The 15,205-nt window shown below is 61.3% G+C and carries 14 protein-coding genes; 10 read left to right on the forward strand and 4 right to left on the reverse strand.

The window, feature by feature from the left end; all coding sequences use genetic code 11:
- Nucleotides 1–40 precede the first annotated feature (40 nt).
- The 3 genes from BN32_RS04190 to BN32_RS04200 all read left to right on the forward strand — a co-directional run bounded on the left by BN32_RS04190 (nucleotide 41) and on the right by BN32_RS04200 (nucleotide 1,985).
- A complete protein-coding gene (locus tag BN32_RS04190; protein ID WP_040425436.1) occupies nucleotides 41–1,300 on the forward strand; it encodes a GGDEF domain-containing protein in 1,260 nt (419 codons plus the stop codon).
- 43 nt (nucleotides 1,301–1,343) lie between these two features.
- A complete protein-coding gene (locus BN32_RS04195; protein WP_019196858.1) occupies nucleotides 1,344–1,577 on the forward strand; it encodes a hypothetical protein in 234 nt (77 codons plus the stop codon).
- 111 nt (nucleotides 1,578–1,688) lie between these two features.
- Complete coding sequence (locus BN32_RS04200; RefSeq protein WP_019196859.1) at nucleotides 1,689–1,985, forward strand: antibiotic biosynthesis monooxygenase family protein; 297 nt, start codon at nucleotides 1,689–1,691, stop codon at nucleotides 1,983–1,985.
- Between the two features lie 102 nt (nucleotides 1,986–2,087).
- Here the strand turns inward: BN32_RS04200 and BN32_RS04205 are convergent, their stop codons facing one another.
- Nucleotides 2,088–3,239, reverse strand: coding sequence for an AI-2E family transporter (locus BN32_RS04205; RefSeq protein ID WP_019196860.1), 1,152 nt, complete (start codon nucleotides 3,237–3,239; stop codon nucleotides 2,088–2,090).
- A 70-nt stretch (nucleotides 3,240–3,309) separates the two neighbouring features.
- Here BN32_RS04205 and BN32_RS26690 point away from each other — a divergent pair, with 70 nt between their 5' ends.
- Nucleotides 3,310–3,615, forward strand: a complete 306-nt coding sequence (locus BN32_RS26690; protein WP_152343905.1) for a hypothetical protein — start codon at nucleotides 3,310–3,312, stop codon at nucleotides 3,613–3,615.
- Between the two features lie 865 nt (nucleotides 3,616–4,480).
- On the opposite strand, the gene BN32_RS04215 is transcribed toward BN32_RS26690, so the two are convergent.
- Nucleotides 4,481–7,132: a DUF3772 domain-containing protein gene (locus tag BN32_RS04215; protein ID WP_152343713.1), complete on the reverse strand. Its 2,652-nt coding sequence runs from the start codon at nucleotides 7,130–7,132 to the stop codon at nucleotides 4,481–4,483.
- Between the two features lie 198 nt (nucleotides 7,133–7,330).
- Here BN32_RS04215 and BN32_RS04220 point away from each other — a divergent pair, with 198 nt between their 5' ends.
- From BN32_RS04220 to BN32_RS04240, 5 genes are all read left to right on the forward strand, one after another.
- Nucleotides 7,331–7,654: an ArsR/SmtB family transcription factor gene (locus BN32_RS04220; RefSeq protein WP_019196863.1), complete on the forward strand. Its 324-nt coding sequence runs from the start codon at nucleotides 7,331–7,333 to the stop codon at nucleotides 7,652–7,654.
- Nucleotides 7,651–8,082, forward strand: coding sequence for an SRPBCC family protein (locus BN32_RS04225; protein WP_019196864.1), 432 nt, complete (start codon nucleotides 7,651–7,653; stop codon nucleotides 8,080–8,082). The genes BN32_RS04220 and BN32_RS04225 overlap by 4 nt, the downstream gene beginning before the upstream one ends.
- 56 nt (nucleotides 8,083–8,138) lie before the next feature.
- Nucleotides 8,139–8,660, forward strand: coding sequence for a DUF1801 domain-containing protein (locus BN32_RS04230; protein ID WP_019196865.1), 522 nt, complete (start codon nucleotides 8,139–8,141; stop codon nucleotides 8,658–8,660).
- Nucleotides 8,661–8,668: 8 nt separating this feature from the next.
- Nucleotides 8,669–9,178, forward strand: a complete 510-nt coding sequence (locus BN32_RS04235; protein ID WP_082757641.1) for a DUF1801 domain-containing protein — start codon at nucleotides 8,669–8,671, stop codon at nucleotides 9,176–9,178.
- A gap of 257 nt (nucleotides 9,179–9,435) precedes the next feature.
- Complete coding sequence (locus BN32_RS04240) at nucleotides 9,436–11,211, forward strand: B12-binding domain-containing radical SAM protein (protein WP_019196867.1); 1,776 nt, start codon at nucleotides 9,436–9,438, stop codon at nucleotides 11,209–11,211.
- Nucleotides 11,212–11,305: 94 nt separating this feature from the next.
- On the opposite strand, the gene glnA is transcribed toward BN32_RS04240, so the two are convergent.
- Nucleotides 11,306–12,715: a type I glutamate--ammonia ligase gene (gene glnA / locus BN32_RS04245; RefSeq protein WP_019196868.1), complete on the reverse strand. Its 1,410-nt coding sequence runs from the start codon at nucleotides 12,713–12,715 to the stop codon at nucleotides 11,306–11,308.
- 152 nt (nucleotides 12,716–12,867) lie between these two features.
- Entirely contained in the window at nucleotides 12,868–13,206 is a 339-nt protein-coding gene (locus tag BN32_RS04250) for a P-II family nitrogen regulator (protein WP_019196869.1), read from the reverse strand.
- A gap of 376 nt (nucleotides 13,207–13,582) precedes the next feature.
- Here BN32_RS04250 and BN32_RS04255 point away from each other — a divergent pair, with 376 nt between their 5' ends.
- On the forward strand, nucleotides 13,583–15,082 hold the full coding sequence (locus tag BN32_RS04255) for a bifunctional ADP-dependent NAD(P)H-hydrate dehydratase/NAD(P)H-hydrate epimerase (RefSeq protein ID WP_040425438.1): 1,500 nt from the start codon (nucleotides 13,583–13,585) through the stop codon (nucleotides 15,080–15,082).
- Nucleotides 15,083–15,205 lie beyond the last annotated feature (123 nt).

Consider the following 15,205-nt stretch of genomic DNA (forward strand, 5'->3'; position numbering starts at 1 on the left):
GGCTATTCCGGCTCCGTCTTATTTTAGCGCTGCATAGAAAATGCCAGCTGGCACACATTTGTCTTTGGACATTTCGACGCTCTATCTCGTGGCAACGCTGGCGGCGGCATCGCTTGGCGTGATGCTGCTGTTCTTCTGGCGTCAGGAGAAGATCGCGGCGCTCGGCTGGTGGGGCGCTGCCTATATCCTTGGCGCGGCATCGGTCGCGCTGTGGACGGTGGGCGGCGCTGAACTTGGCTGGGAACTCTCGCTTGCGGTTAACGCCGTGGGCTTTGTCGCCTGTGGCCTCGTATGGGACGCGGCGCGGGCCTTCCACGGCCGTCCTGCCAGCTGGATCGGCGTGATCGCCGGGCCGGCACTCTGGATTGCGGCCGTCGTGTTGCTTGATCCGATCGATCCGGAAATCCGGATGATGCTCGGCGCGGGGATTGTCGCCGTTTATGCCGCGCTGACGGCGGGCGAGTTGTGGCGCGAGCGGCGCAAGAGCCTGCGCGCACGCTGGCCCGCGATCGTCGTCCCGATGATGCACGGCGTCGTTCTGATGTTGCCGATCGTTCTGGGCGATATGTTCCGGTCCGGCGGCGCAACAAGCATGGGCCAGGTCTGGGTCGCGGCGTTTGCCGCCGAACTGGTGCTCTATGCCGTCGGCACGGTGTTCATCATCTTCATGCTGGTGTCAGAGCGCGCGGTCAGCGTTCACAAGACCGCGGCATCGGTCGATCCGCTTACAGGTCTGCTGAACCGGCGCGGCTTCAGCGAAGCGACATCGCGCATGATCGAGCGCGAGGCCAAGGCGGGTCGTCCCGTCACTGTGATGATCTTCGATATCGATCACTTCAAGTCAGTCAACGACCGCTTCGGCCATGCCGCAGGCGATGACGTGCTACAGGTGTTCGCCAATGTCGTTGAGGCCTCCCTCCGGATGACCGATCTCGTGGGCCGGGTCGGCGGTGAGGAATTCGCGGCGCTGCTGCCGTGTTCGATCGAGGAAGCGTTGCTTGCAGCGGAGCGGGTGCGCGAAGCTTTTGAGACGTCCGGCGTGGCGATCGATGATGCCCCGCTGGAAACCACAGTCAGCATCGGTGTCGCGGGCGGTCCGGCGAACACCGAACTCGAAGTGCTGATGGCGTCGGCCGATACCGCTCTCTATCAGGCCAAGCGCGGCGGACGTAATCGCGTGGAAGCCGCGATGGAGCAGCCGCTTTCGCTCGAGAATGCCCGCCGCAATCAGATCCAGAGCGGCTCGCCGCAGCCGGACAACGCAATCTCGAACCGCGCGCCGGCGGAAGCTCTCGCCTGACATTGCTAACCATCTGTTTACCATGCGGGCCTTACGATAGGGCATGAGCACTGTAAGCAGCCACGATTCACAATCCGATCTCATCGCACTTGAGGCGAGCGCTGCCTCTGCGCGCGCGGGCTTCGCCTGCATGTTCTCGACGTCCGACGAATACGAGAACGCCCTGATCACGGCGCGTCGGGCTGAGGGCCGCTACGGGTCGGCGTTCGACTGGCAGCCGGTGATGCTTGGGGGCTGTGCACTCGCGCTGCTGGGTGTGCTGGTGACGTTCATCTGAGGGCTGACGGCTCACGGCATTGATCCGAAAGGGCACCTTTGGTGCCCTTTGTCTTTTCCGGCCGGTGTTTTTGCGCTAGAGCCCCTTGGTAACCAGAAAGGGCGGAAGACCATGATCACCGAAATCGCACAGATCGAAATCAAGCCGGGCAGCGAGATGGATTTCGAGGCGGCCATCGCCAAGGCGCAACCGATTTTCCAGCGCTGCAAGGGCTGGAAGAGCTTTGAACTGCATCGGTCGATCGAGAAGCCGTCGCGCTATCGGCTGCACATCAAGTGGGAAACCCTTGAGAACCACACGGTGGATTTCCGCGAATCCGCCAACTTCACGGAATGGCGCGCGCTGGTTGGGCCGCACTTTGCCTCGCCGCCGGAAGTCGAGCACACCAACACGGTGACGAGTTTCTAGTTCAAGTTTGTAGCCTCAAACCGTCATTGCGAGACGAAGCAATCCAGTCTTCTTGTTGCTCTAGATTGCTTCGCTTCGCTCGCAGTGACGAAAGCATTCTCGTCACGCCACCTTGAATTCCGGCGGCCGCTCCTCATCCTCTTCGCGCAGATATGTGATGGTCACTTTCACGATGGCCATCAGTGGCAGTGCCAGCGCCAGCCCCCACAGCCCGAACACGACGCCGAGCAGGATCTGGAACGCGAACAGCGTCGCGGGCGGGATGTCGAGCGCCTGGCGCTGAATGATCGGCGTCAGGATGTAGCTTTCCAGTGCGTGCACCCCGAGAAACAGCACGAAGGCGCTGAACGCTGCGACCCAACCGGACGCGAGGCTCGCGAGCACGATAATCAATCCGCCGACCAACGCACCGACCGTCGGAATGAACGCGAGCAGCCCGGCCTGAATGCCGAGAATGAATGCGCTGTCGATCCCGATGATCGACAGACCAATCCACGTCACGAGGAACACGGCAGCCATCGTGATCATCTGTGCGATCAGCCAGCGCTCCAGCGTATCGCTGATCCGGTCGACCACAACGGTCACGCTCGCGCGGTGTTTCTTTGGCGACAGCGCCAGCAGGCCCCGGCGATAAACGCTGGGCTGTGCCGCGAACGACAGCCCCAGGAACAGCACGATAAAGAAGTTGCCGACGGCGCTGACCGTGCCAAGCAGCAGCTTCAGCGTCTGGCTAACGATGGCACCGCCGCCGGAGGCAAGGGCGCCGGCGCTTGGCAGGTTTTTCGGCAGGCCGGGCGGGGGCGTGGGGGCCGCCGTCGACGGTGTATCGGAGGAGGCTGCCGGCGTCGCCGTGACAGAGCCGAGTTCGAGATAGCTGGTGTCGACGCCATGCTGTTCGAGGAACGTTTTGACGGTCACGAGCTGCGACTTGAGGGTGTTGCTCAGCACGGCGGCTTGCCGCGCGATGGTCGAGCCGCCGAGAAACACCACGCCACACAGCAGCCCCGCCAGCACGACGCACACAAGCGCAAGGCGCAGTGCGTGAGGCCCGCCCATGACCTTTTGCAGCAGATGTGTCATGGCGGTGAGGGCGACGCCGAGCAGGACGCCAGCGAACACCAGAAACAGCGTTGCGGCATAGTACCAGGTGAACAGCAGGAAGGCCGCGAAGGCGATGACGCCGATGCCCCCCACGGCGATCGACCACGCAAGGTCGCCACGGGTCTGAACTCGGGTCTCGATGGGGGCTGACACGTGCGATCCTCTTCCGTTATTTCAGCGCCAGTCTTTCCTGAAAGGCTGCGCCGGATCAAGAGAAGATGGCGTGACAGCCACGCGGCCAGCGCCGGTGATGCGGCAGATTCAGATCGAACTGCCGTGGTTGCGTGAAAAGCGGGCTGCGGCGCTGAGTGCGGATCGTCTCCGTGCCACCGCCGGATGCGGGTGTTGCGTCATCCTGAGGCGCGAGCCGCATTTGCGGCGAGTCTCGAAGGATGCGCAGCCGGACATCGCCGTCGTCCTTCGAGGCTCGCAAGTGCTCGCACCTCAGGATGACGGCGATCCGCTCTTGAGTTCTGTGGTTATGGGTCCCGGCCTTCCCCGAGACGACGATTTGAGCGTGATGCGATAGAGTGCGTCACTCCGAATTTCCGGTTTAAATTTCAAACAGCCACGCGCCTGCGCTCTCGCGCATCGCGCGAGGTGAGCTTTGGTCTTGCCCCCCAACAGGTGAGGGGCATGGAGCGCCGCGAGGCGCAAATATGTTGTTTCGCTTCCCGTGCGAAGGGAAGCGCATCGCCTTGCGGCGCTCCGCAGACAAGTTCACGCAGTCTGCGCAAGCTTGACTGCTATTTAGCGGCGATTTTGGGCGAGGGGAGCGTGCTTCCGGGACAGGACAGGCGCGACACGCGCCCCGATCCGGCTGGCTTTCGCCGGCCTTCATCCTGTCCGCGTCCAGCTCTCGATGAGCAGAGCCACGTAGTTGGCCCGGACGCTGACCCCAGCCTCCCGGACGACGTGTGTGCGAGACACGCGCGCGGGCGCCGCATCCTGCTCCGCTTCAAAAGCGCCCTCGAGAAGCGCCCCTCACGAACATGACGATGAAGAATATATTCCTAGATCGAGACATGTCAAGGAGAGATCGGAAATCTCGACACGTCCCCGCACAGGCGGGGACCCATACTCCCTGAGATATCGATTTGAGGGAGATGCCGGAGCGATCGTCCCGCTGTCACCATGACGTTTGGTGGTTATGGGTCCCGGCATTCGCCGGGACGACATCGAGAGTCTGTAGCCCCGATTGCGCTGCGCCCCATCCGGGCTGCGCGCGCTTCCATTGTCTGCCGTCATTCCAGGGCGCGCGTTTTCGCGCGAGCCCGGAATCCACGGCCATCAACCAGATTCCGGCAGGATGGATTCCGGGCCTGCGCCAAGCGGCGCATCCCGGAATGACGGGTGGAATATCGCTGCGCTACGCTTGCGCGATCCGTTCGAGCTTACTGCCAGCTTTCCTTACGTGTCCTTGTCCCTTCCGCCTTGACGCTATCCGTCTTGGAACGGTCGCTCCTGGCGCGATCAGTCTTGCCGTTGTCGATCCCTGCCTGATCGATCCCGGCGGCCTCAGTTCTTTCACGCCCGGAACTAGTGCGCCTGCCTCTGCCGGCCACACGCACCAGAGCTTCGATCCGGTCGAGATCGCGCAGGTTAAGATCGCGCTGGGCGAGGGGCATTTCGATGCCTTCCTTGCGAAATCGCCTGAGGATTTCGAGCCGTATCTCGTCAGCGACACCGGCGTCGGAGCCGATATTGGCGACATGAAAGAACACCGCAAATTCCAGCGCGTCTGCGCCGAAGTTGCCGAGGTTGGCAAACGGCGCGGGTGATTTCAGCGTTCGTGGATGGCTGCTCGCAATATCGAGCAGGACCGCGATGACGTGGTCCGGATCGGCATTGTAGGATGTCCCGACCTTCACCGACAGGCGCGCCGTATAGCTGCCGTGCATCCAGTTGACGACCTGACCGCTGATCAGGTCGGCGTTCGGCACGATGACCGAGACGTTATCGTAGGTGGCAATCTCGGTCGCGCGCACGTTGATGCGCTTGACGACGCCCATGCGGGCGCCGACCTCGATGCGATCGCCGACCTTGATCGGCCGCTCAACCAGCAAGATCAGACCCGATACGAAGTTATTGATAATCGACTGCAGGCCGAAGCCGATACCAACCGACAGTGCGCCGGCCACAATCGCGATGTTCTGCAGATTGAGGCCGACATACGATAGCGCAATGATGGTGGCCAGAATGATGCCGATGTAGCCGACCCCGGTGCGAATGGAGCTGCGGACACCGAAGTCGAGATTGGTCTCTGGCAAGAAGCGGGATTCGAGCCAGCCCTGGATCGCCCGGGTGGCCGCGACGCCGACGATCAGCACAAGGATCGCGCCGAGAATTGCCGACGGAGAGATCGTGAACTTGCCGATCGAAAATCCGAAGAACGCTGACGACAACGATGCGAACACATCGTCGAAATTGATTCCCCACGTGACGAGGACGATGAACACGGCGAATGCCATCAGAGCCAACTGGACGAAGCCATTCAGCAAGGCGGCAATCTGGCGCACCGCAGGGCCGCCCAGTCCCGCCGTCTGCCGCAGGAAGCGGCCAACGGCTCCATAAAAGGAAAACGTCGTGGAGATCAAAGCGTCGGCAAACCGGCTGAGCAGAACAGCAGCCATCAGGACGACGACGATAAGGATCATCTCCCTCGCGACGAAGCCGCCGAAAGAGACAAAGCCGGCCAGCGGCCCGAGTACCGTGATCGCCGCGAGCAGCCAGCCGAGCGGAATTAAAAGACGCCACGCTGAACGCTTGACCGCCGCTGCGGCGGACTCTTCCTCCTCGTTGTCTTCGTTTCCGGTGTGGGCCGCGATGCGCAATGCGGCCATAAACAGAAAGGCCTCGGTCAGCGCCATCACGCCTTCGCTGGCTGCCGATAGTTCGTCCGGAGCGCCGATGGCGCGATTCAGGCCCTGAAGCAGGACGCCGAAGCAGGCAGCGATGCCAAGCAGGGTCGCCACCGGAACGAGCTTGCCGGCGACCTCGTCGTCGAGATCGATCAGGCGCCACGCGGGCCGATCCGGCGCCAGCGTGGCGGTCGCGAGGCTATAGAAAAAGAACGCAAAGGTGATCACGATAGACAGAGGCCGTGCGATGGCACTCACTTCGTCCGGCAAAACGCCGAGCGCAATCAGCGCCTGATAAAGCACGAACAAGCTGGTGCCGGGGATCAGGGTGTTGGCGAGAACGATGACCGCTGCGGAACTCGTTTTACGCAGCGCGGTAGGCTCGGTAATTGCTGCATCGCGGGTCGTCCAGCGCGCTTGCCAGCGTCGCCACGGCGACAGGAAAAAACCGAGCAAGACAACGACGGCAATTGCGAAGCCCGAAGCGGCGCGAAGCGGCTGCTCCGCCATGACGCCAGCCCATCGGGATGCGACCTCAACCAGCCGGGTTGTTGCGGGAGGAATCTCCTCGGCAACACGGACCCAGAACGATGGATTGATCAGACTGGCGGAGCGTTTGAAGACCGTGTCCGTGAACCTGGCACGGCGGCGTTCCGAGATAAGATCGAGCGATTGCTGGGCGCGCACGTTGATCAGGCTGGCCTGCTGAACGATGCTCTGGCGCGCGGCAATCTCCGCCAGTAGCTTGGCGCGCTCCAGCTTGACCTCGTCGGACTGCGGCGTTGTATCCTTTTCACCCGGCTCCAATTCGGCAGCCCGTTCTGTGGCCTCGCTGATCCGCGGCGTAGTGGCGGCGATGAGGTCACGTGCTCCGGTTTGCGCCTCGGTGATCTGGTTGCGGATTTGGCTCAGTCTGGCTTCATCGGTCATGCCCAAAGACAATTGCCATTCGGCACTGTCGAGCATCTGCTTCCAGCCGTTGAGACCAGCGACGGCGCTGGGATAGGTCGGCGCCGGAACGCTGGGAAGCACTTCCTTCGCGGGCGCGGGCGCGGGGGCTGCTGCTGGGCCTTCGGCTTCTTTCGCCGCCGGGGGAGCGGGCGTCGGCGCAGTCGTCGCAGCCTGAAGCGCAGTGCACGGCGTCAATGCGAGGGCAAGGAAAACGGCAATAGTCCGGATATTCATTATCGTCCTTGTTTCATCGAATTCGTCGACGCTCATGCCGCACAAACACGGCGATGTTCTGTTCGCGAGTGGCCAAAGAAATCACTGAGTTCCACGGTGAAGGTGATGTCTTCTTGAGTGTTGCGTCCGTTTCCGCTTGACTGACTCATAGCTCGTTGGTTATGGATTAATCCATAGCCAGAGAGTTATTAATCAAGAATGCTAAACCCTCATGATATACTGTTCAGAACGCTCGCAGATCCTACCCGGCGGGCGATCTTCGAGCGCCTGTGCCGCGACGGAGAACAGACGGTCGGGGCCCTGACCGCCCGGGCGGGGGTTTCGCAACCGGCGGTCTCAAAGCATCTCGGTGTTCTGAAGCAGGCCGGGCTGGTCCTCGACCGCCATGAAGGTCGCCAGACACATTACAGCGCGCAACTCGGCGCGCTCGCGCCGCTGATCGACTGGACAAGCCAGATGGCCGGCTTCTGGGAGAGCCGGTTCGATGACCTCGAAAATCTCCTCAAGAGGATGGACCAATGAGCACCGTTGCGACCGAAACGCTCTCTGTCGTTGTCGAGCGTGAGTTTTCCTATCCGCCGGAAAAGCTCTGGCGCGCGCTCACGCAGCCACACCTGATCGAGGAGTGGCTGATGAAGAACGACTTCAAGCCTGCCGTCGGCCACAGCTTCAATCTTCGCGGAGACTGGGGCGGCGTGCTGGACTGCGAAGTGCTCGCCGTCGAGCCGAACAGGACGCTGTCCTACACCTGGAATTTCGCGAACGACGATGCGGCCTTCAATCTGACGAGCGTGGTGACCTTTACGCTCACGCCAACAAGTTCGGGAACCCACCTCCACATGGAGCAGTCGGGTTTCCGGCCGGATCAGAAGCAGGCCTTCGGCGGCGCGCGGCACGGGTGGCAGCAGTTCTTTGGAAATCTCGAGCAGGTCGTCGCGCGGATCGATTGAGTCCGCCGATACATTCAATGCGAGCTGTTTACAGCGTTGCATCTGCGGGTGACGCAATGGCCAGGACGACGTCGAAGAAGCCAACGAAGGTTGCAAGGAAGGCCGCTGCCAAGCGGGTTGCTGCGAAGGCAGCCAAGCCGCGCAAGACGGCAGCGAAGCCGCAGCCCGGCAAGGCAGCGAAGCCGGCCCTTCTTTCAGGCGGCAATCCTCAGATCGCGAAGGGCTACGGCGACGCGCCGGTGCAGGCCTACATCGCGGCCATGCCGGGCTGGAAAAGCGACGTCGGGCGGCGTCTCGACGTGCTGATCGAACGTGCCGTTCCCGGCGTGCGCAAGGCGGTCAAATGGAACTCGCCGCTGTACGGACGTGATGACCAGCACTGGTTTCTCGGCATCCATGTCTTTGCGAAGTATATCAAGGTGGCTTTCTTCCGCGGCGCGTCGCTGCGTCCTGTCCCGCCCGGCGAGTCCAGACAAAAGGAAGTGCGCTATCTCAACATCCACGAAGACCAACTCGACGAAGCTCAATTCGCCGACTGGGTGAAGCAAGCCAGCCAATTGCCCGGCGAGCGCATGTGAAAGCCACCATGAAGAAAGCAACGACAACCTCGAAGACGGCGAAGACCACGAAGGACGGAAGCGGAGGGGACTCTCCGTCCCGGCTGATCGATGCCAAAATCAGGAAGCTGGACGACTGGCGAGGCGAGACGCTCGCTGCAGTTCGCAAGAGCATTCTTGATGCCGACAAGGAGATCATCGAGGAATGGAAGTGGATGGGCAGCCCGGTGTGGGAGCGCGACGGCATCATTGCGGTCGGCAACGCCCACAAGGACAAGGTGAAGCTGACCTTCGCCCACGGCGCGAGCCTTCCGGACCCCGACAAGCTTTTCAACGCGGGCCTTGATGGCAAGGTGTGGCGCGCGATCGATGTTTTCGAAGGCGACAAGATCGATGGGCGGGCGCTGAAGAATCTGGTGCGTGCCGCGATTGAGTTTAATCGGGCTAAGAATGCAAGGAAGAGGGTGTCAGCCAGGGCGACGAAGAAGGCCGTCCCCGCAGCGAAAAAGGCGAAAGTGTGGAAAAGCATGAAGGCGTAATGCGACAGCTTTCGTGCAATGGTGAGGTATTGGCAAACCGCTCCTGCGAGGAATGGCGTCGCAGGCAACTGCAGCCCTCATGAAGCGAGCGAAACGCGAGGATGCGAGAAAGACACTTCCCGGATTGCGCTTCGCTCCATCCGGGCTACGCTTGCTCATGTTTTGATCAAAAACCAGGTAGACAATCCATCGCGACCGAATAGAGTTGAATATCGGCGTCCATGGGAATGTTCTGGATGTATCGAAAGGAACGACCAATGCCGACCGCGGTCGTTCCTTCAAAGCGTCGTTTCCAATTGGTGTTCATAAAGCCGTCGCATTACGGCGAAGACGGCTATGTGATCCGTTGGTGGCGCGCTGCAATTCCCTCGAATTCCCTCGCCAGCGTTTATGGAATTGCGCAGGACAGCAAGGCCCGCGGTGTCCTCGGGGCTGATATTGAAATCGACATTGAGGCGATCGATGAATTCAGTTGCCGCGTCGATATTCCCGAACTGATCGCGCAATTTTCGCGCCATGGCAATTTCGGCCTGATCGTGCTCGCCGGCGTGCAATCGAACCAGTATCCACGCGCGCTCGACATTGCCCGTCCGTTGCGTGACGCCGGTATTCAGGTCTCGATCGGCGGTTTTCACGTCTCGGGCTGCCTGTCGATGCTCGACGGCCACGCGATCGATCTGGATGCCTGCCGCACGGCGGGCATTTCGATATTTGCCGGCGAGGCGGAAGGCCGCTTCGATACCGTCCTGCAAGACGCTGCTGCTGGTCGGCTGCAGCCGGTCTACAATTTCCTGAACGATCTGCCGGGCATAGAAGGCACGCCGGCGCCGTTTCTGCCAATCGAGAACGTACGGCGGACACTGGGGCTGAGTACCAGCTTCGATGCCGGACGTGGCTGTCCATACCAGTGCTCGTTTTGCACTATCATCAATGTGCAAGGACGCAAGTCGCGCTTCCGCTCGCCGGACGATGTCGAAGCGCTGGTGCGGAGCAACTGGAAGCAGGGGATCTACAAGTATTTTATCACCGACGACAATTTTGCGCGTAACAAGCACTGGGAAGAGATTTTGGATCGCCTGATCTGGCTTCGGGAGACTCAAGGCATTCCCTTGGGGTTGCTGCTCCAGGTGGACACGCTGTGTCACAAGATTCCGAATTTCGTCGAGAAGGCGAAGCGCGCGGGCGTGACGCGCGTGTTTATCGGGCTTGAGAATATCAACCCGGCCAATTTGCTTGCAGCAAAGAAGCGGCAGAACAAGATCACCGAGTACCGCAAGATGCTTCTGGCGTGGAAGGATAAGGGCATCCTCACGCTCGCGGGTTACATCCTTGGATTCCCTGCCGATACGCCGGAGTCGATCCGCAACGACATCGAGATCATCAAGCGCGAGCTGCCGATCGACATTCTCGAATTCTTTTGCCTGACGCCATTACCGGGCTCCGAGGATCACAAGATCCTCTGGAAAGCCAATGTCCCGATGGACCCCGATCTGAACAATTACGATCTCGAGCATGTCTGCACGTCGCACGCGCTGATGTCGCAAGACCAATGGAAAGGCATCTATCGGGATGCCTGGGCATACTATTATACGCCCGCGCATATGGAGACGCTTCTGCGCCGCGGTGCTGCGACCGGAGTCAACATGAGCAGCCTTGTGAAGCTGCTCCTGACCTTCTCGCTGACTCAGACGCTTGAGCAGGTGCATCCACTGCAAAGCGGGATCTTGCGCCTGCGTCATCCCTCGGAACGACGGCCCGGTCTTGCTGCCGAAAGTACCTTCTGGTTTTGGCCGAAGCTGGTGCTCGAGACGGTAAGCAAGACTGCAACCACGCTCGCGAGGCTGTTACGTCTGTCCGTACTGAGCATCAGGATCACGCGCGATCCCAAGCGTTTCGCATACAGCGATCTCGCCCTGTCTCGCGTGGAGGATGACGACGACGCTTCACTCGAGCTGCTGACGCAGACGTCGAGCGCAAAGCAGGCCGTCGCTCACCAGAAGAAGGTGTTCAATCTTACGCATGCGGCGGAGTGATTGGCGTCCTCGAAGATCAGTGACTCCACAAAAAAGGCGTCCCTTTCGGGACGCCTTTGGTGTTTGCGAGAAGCAGTCGCCGCGAGGCGAGCGCTTACAGCGAGTAGTACATTTCGAATTCGACCGGGTGCGGGGTCATCTCAAAGCGCTCGACCTCGGTCATCTTCAGTTCGATGAAGCTGTCGATGAAGTCGTCGTCGAACACGCCGCCGGCCTTCAGGAACGCGCGATCCTTGTCGAGGTTTTCAAGCGCCTCGCGGAGCGAACCGCACACCGTCGGAATGGTCTTCAGTTCTTCCTTCGGCAGGTCGTACAGATCCTTGTCCATCGCCGGACCCGGATCGATCTTGTTCTTGATGCCGTCGAGGCCGGCCATCAGCATCGCCGCGAAAGCGAGGTAGGGGTTCGCCATCGGATCGGGGAAGCGCACTTCGACGCGCTTGGCCTTCGGGTTGGTGGTGTAGGGGATGCGGCAGGAGGCCGAACGGTTGCGCGCCGAGTAGGCGAGCAGCACCGGCGCTTCATAGCCCGGGACCAGACGCTTGTAGGAGTTGGTCGACGGGTTGGTGAAGGCGTTGATGGCCTTGGCGTGCTTGATGATGCCGCCGATATAGTGGAGGCAGGTCTCGGAGAGGTCGGCGTACCTGTTGCCGGCGAAGGTCGGCTTGCCGTCCTTCCAGATCGACTGGTGCACATGCATGCCCGAGCCGTTGTCGCCGTAGACCGGCTTCGGCATGAAGGTGGCGGTCTTGCCGTAGATGTGCGCGACCTGATGGATGCAGTACTTGTAGACCTGCATCTGGTCGGCCATGTGGGTCAGGGTGTCGAACTTCATGCCGAGCTCGTGCTGGGCGGAAGCGACCTCGTGGTGATGCTTCTCGACCTTGACGCCCATCTTGGCCATCGAGCCGAGCATTTCCGAGCGCATGTCCTGCACCGAGTCCTGCGGCGGAACGGGGAAGTAGCCGCCCTTGGTGCGGATGCGGTGGCCGAGGTTGCCGCCTTCATACTCGGTGTCCGAGTTGGTGGGCAGTTCGGACGAATCCAGCTTGAAGCCGGTGTTGTACGGCGTGGTCTGGAAGCGCACGTCGTCGAACACGAAGAACTCGGCTTCCGGGCCAACGAACACGGTGTCGCCGACGCCCATCGCCTTGACCTGGGCTTCGGCCTTCTTGGCGATGCCGCGCGGGTCCCGGTTGTAGGGTTCGCCGGTCGACGGCTCTAGAATGTCGCAGACGATGACCATGGTGGTTTCGGCGAAGAACGGATCGATCGTCGCCGTGGTCGGATCAGGCATCAGCGTCATGTCGGATTCATTGATCGCCTTCCAGCCGGCAATCGATGATCCGTCGAACATCGTGCCTTCGGCGAAGATCTCCTCGTCGATCATCGAGATATCGAACGTGACGTGCTGCCACTTGCCGCGCGGGTCGGTGAAACGCAGGTCGACGTACTTGACGTCGTTGTCCTTGATCGACTTGAGGACGTCTTTGGCGGTCTTCATGAATACCCCTTATGTCTGCTTGGTCGTTTGTCGTGTCGTGGATTGGATGCACCGAGAACTGGATGCACTGGGAGTGAGATGCAGTAAAAGCCTCGGGCGGCAGGAGCTGCCGCCGGCGAGGCGAGGTGAGCTAGTGGTAGCCTGAAATCAGGTCAGATGGCGTCGAGCCCGGACTCTCCCGTTCTGATGCGGATGGCTTCTTCGATGCTGGATACGAATATCTTTCCGTCGCCGATGCGGCCAGTTTGCGCGGCACGCCTTATCGCGTCTATGGCTTTCTCGACAAGATCGTCGCCGACCACAATCTCAATTTTGACCTTCGGCAGGAAGTCCACGATGTATTCCGCGCCGCGATAAAGTTCGGCGTGACCCTTCTGCCGTCCGAAGCCCTTGGCCTCGGTGACGGTGATGCCCTGGATTCCGACTTCCTGAAGGGCCTCCTTCACCTCGTCGAGCTTGAATGGCTTGATGATGGCCTCGATCTTTTTCACTTAGCGTCTCCCCGGCACTTCCAACTGGCCTGTCTGTAGTTCCATATCGCGCGATGCACGCGCTCGTCACCTCGGTTCGTCGTCACGGTCGTCGCACGGGCGGGTGAGCGCCCGGGAAACGGCCGTCGCGCCCACCTGACATTCGCCGGTGAGCGGGACAATCCGAAAGTCATCCCCTAAAAGCAGGGTCTGTGCCAATTTATTAAGATATCGAATTGGACAACGATATCATTTCGTTAGCGGTAACTTTGCCTCTTTGTGCGGCGAATGCCGCAAGAGTGGAAGGCTATGAATTAGGCAATTGCACAAAAATTAGCCTGACACTTTCCGGTTCTTCCCACCAGAGTGCCTCAGGATAAGGCGAGTCAAACAGCGAATGGAAGTTCTCACAGTCTCGGAAATGGCGGCGGCTGATCAGGCCGCGATCGCAGGCGGCATCAGCGGCTTCTCGCTGATGCGCCGGGCCGGGCAGGCGGTGGCGCTGGTTGCAGAAGCCATGGCGGAGCGCGGACGAATCCTGGTGGTGGCCGGTCGCGGCAATAATGGCGGCGATGGTTTCATCGCAGCGGCCGAACTCGCGGCAAAGGGGCGGGACGTCTCTGTCATCCTGCTGTGTGATCCCGCGACGCTGAAGGGCGATGCCGCGCTCGCAGCCGCTGAGTGGAAAGGTCCCGTGCTGCCTTGCGATCCGGCGGCACTTGGTCAGCCCAACCTGATCGTCGATGCGCTGTTCGGCGCCGGCCTCGACCGGCCGGTGAAGGGCGATCCTTACGCGATGATCGAGGCGATGAATGCGAGCGGCGTTCCGATCCTCAGCGTCGATCTGCCGAGCGGTGTCAGCGGCGACACCGGAGAGGTGATGGGAATTGCCGTGGAGGCAGCGGCCACGGTCACGTTCTTCCGGCGCAAGCCGGGCCACCTGCTGCTGCCGGGCCGCGCACATTGCGGCGAGATCGATGTGGCCGACATCGGCATTGAAGCAGATGTGCTTGACGTCAACGCGCCGAAGACGTTCGAGAATGTGCCGGACCTGTGGGCCGATATCTTTCCGTCGCCGCAGGCCGACGGCCACAAATATGCGCGCGGTCATGCGGTGGTTGTCTCGGGCGATCTCATCTCGACGGGAGCCGCGCGCCTGTCAGCACGCGCTGCGCTGCGCGCCGGTGCGGGCCTGGTCACGGTGGCCTCGCCGCGCGATGCGCTGGCGGTCAATGCCGCCGCGCTGACGGCGGTGATGGTTCGCGAGGCGGAAACGCCCCGGCAATTCGCGGAATTGCTTTCCGACAAACGGCTCAACGCCTGCGTGATCGGGCCCGCAACCGGGGTCGGCGAGCGCACGCGCGACATGGTCCGGGCCGCGTTGTCGGCACGGCGCAGCCTTGTGCTCGATGCCGATGCGCTGACGAGCTTTGTGGACGATCCCGAAGCGCTCTTTGCCGAAATCAAAAAGCAGGACAATCCACAGGTTGTCCTCACCCCGCACGCGGGTGAATTCGGACGCCTGTTCAGCGGGTTGCCATCCGATTATCCACATGCGTCGAAGCTTGAACGTGCACGCCTAGCGGCGGTCCAGTCGGGGGCTGTGGTGCTGCTGAAGGGGGCCGACACGGTGGTCGCCGCGCCCGATGGCCGTGCGGCCATCACCGCCAATGCGCCGCCGTGGCTGGCAACGGCGGGATCGGGCGACGTGCTGGCCGGGATCATCGGCGGCCTGCAGGCGCAGGGCGTTCCGGCTTTCGAGGCGGCCTGCATCGGCGCGTGGATGCATGGCGAGGCCGGACAGGAATTCGGTCCGGGCCTGATCGCGGAAGACCTTCCGGATGTGTTGCCTGCAGTGCTGCGCAATCTCTACGATGAAATCGGGATTGCGTATTAGTTTGAACCGCGATCGGGGGGAACTGCTGAACGTCATTGCGAGGAGCGCTTGCGACGAAGCAATCCAGTTCTTCCTAAACGCATGAACAAGACTGGATTGCTTCGCTTCGCTCGCAATGACGTA

Origin of the sequence: Afipia birgiae 34632 (assembly GCF_000308295.2) — a bacterium.
GTDB classification, from domain to species: domain Bacteria; phylum Pseudomonadota; class Alphaproteobacteria; order Rhizobiales; family Xanthobacteraceae; genus Afipia; species Afipia birgiae.

Excerpts from the sequence above, each read along its gene's own strand:
- BN32_RS04190 (WP_040425436.1), top strand. The coding sequence starts at position 41 with ATGCCAGCTGGCACACATTTGTCTTTGGACATTTCGACGCTCTATCTC.
- BN32_RS04195 (WP_019196858.1), top strand. The coding sequence starts at position 1,344 with ATGAGCACTGTAAGCAGCCACGATTCACAATCCGATCTCATCGCACTT.
- BN32_RS04200 (WP_019196859.1), top strand. The coding sequence starts at position 1,689 with ATGATCACCGAAATCGCACAGATCGAAATCAAGCCGGGCAGCGAGATG.
- BN32_RS04215 (WP_152343713.1), bottom strand. The coding sequence starts at position 7,132 with ATGAATATCCGGACTATTGCCGTTTTCCTTGCCCTCGCATTGACGCCG.
- BN32_RS04220 (WP_019196863.1), top strand. The coding sequence starts at position 7,331 with ATGCTAAACCCTCATGATATACTGTTCAGAACGCTCGCAGATCCTACC.
- BN32_RS04225 (WP_019196864.1), top strand. The coding sequence starts at position 7,651 with ATGAGCACCGTTGCGACCGAAACGCTCTCTGTCGTTGTCGAGCGTGAG.
- BN32_RS04230 (WP_019196865.1), top strand. The coding sequence starts at position 8,139 with ATGGCCAGGACGACGTCGAAGAAGCCAACGAAGGTTGCAAGGAAGGCC.
- BN32_RS04235 (WP_082757641.1), top strand. The coding sequence starts at position 8,669 with ATGAAGAAAGCAACGACAACCTCGAAGACGGCGAAGACCACGAAGGAC.
- BN32_RS04240 (WP_019196867.1), top strand. The coding sequence starts at position 9,436 with ATGCCGACCGCGGTCGTTCCTTCAAAGCGTCGTTTCCAATTGGTGTTC.
- glnA (WP_019196868.1), bottom strand. The coding sequence starts at position 12,715 with ATGAAGACCGCCAAAGACGTCCTCAAGTCGATCAAGGACAACGACGTC.
- BN32_RS04255 (WP_040425438.1), top strand. The coding sequence starts at position 13,583 with ATGGAAGTTCTCACAGTCTCGGAAATGGCGGCGGCTGATCAGGCCGCG.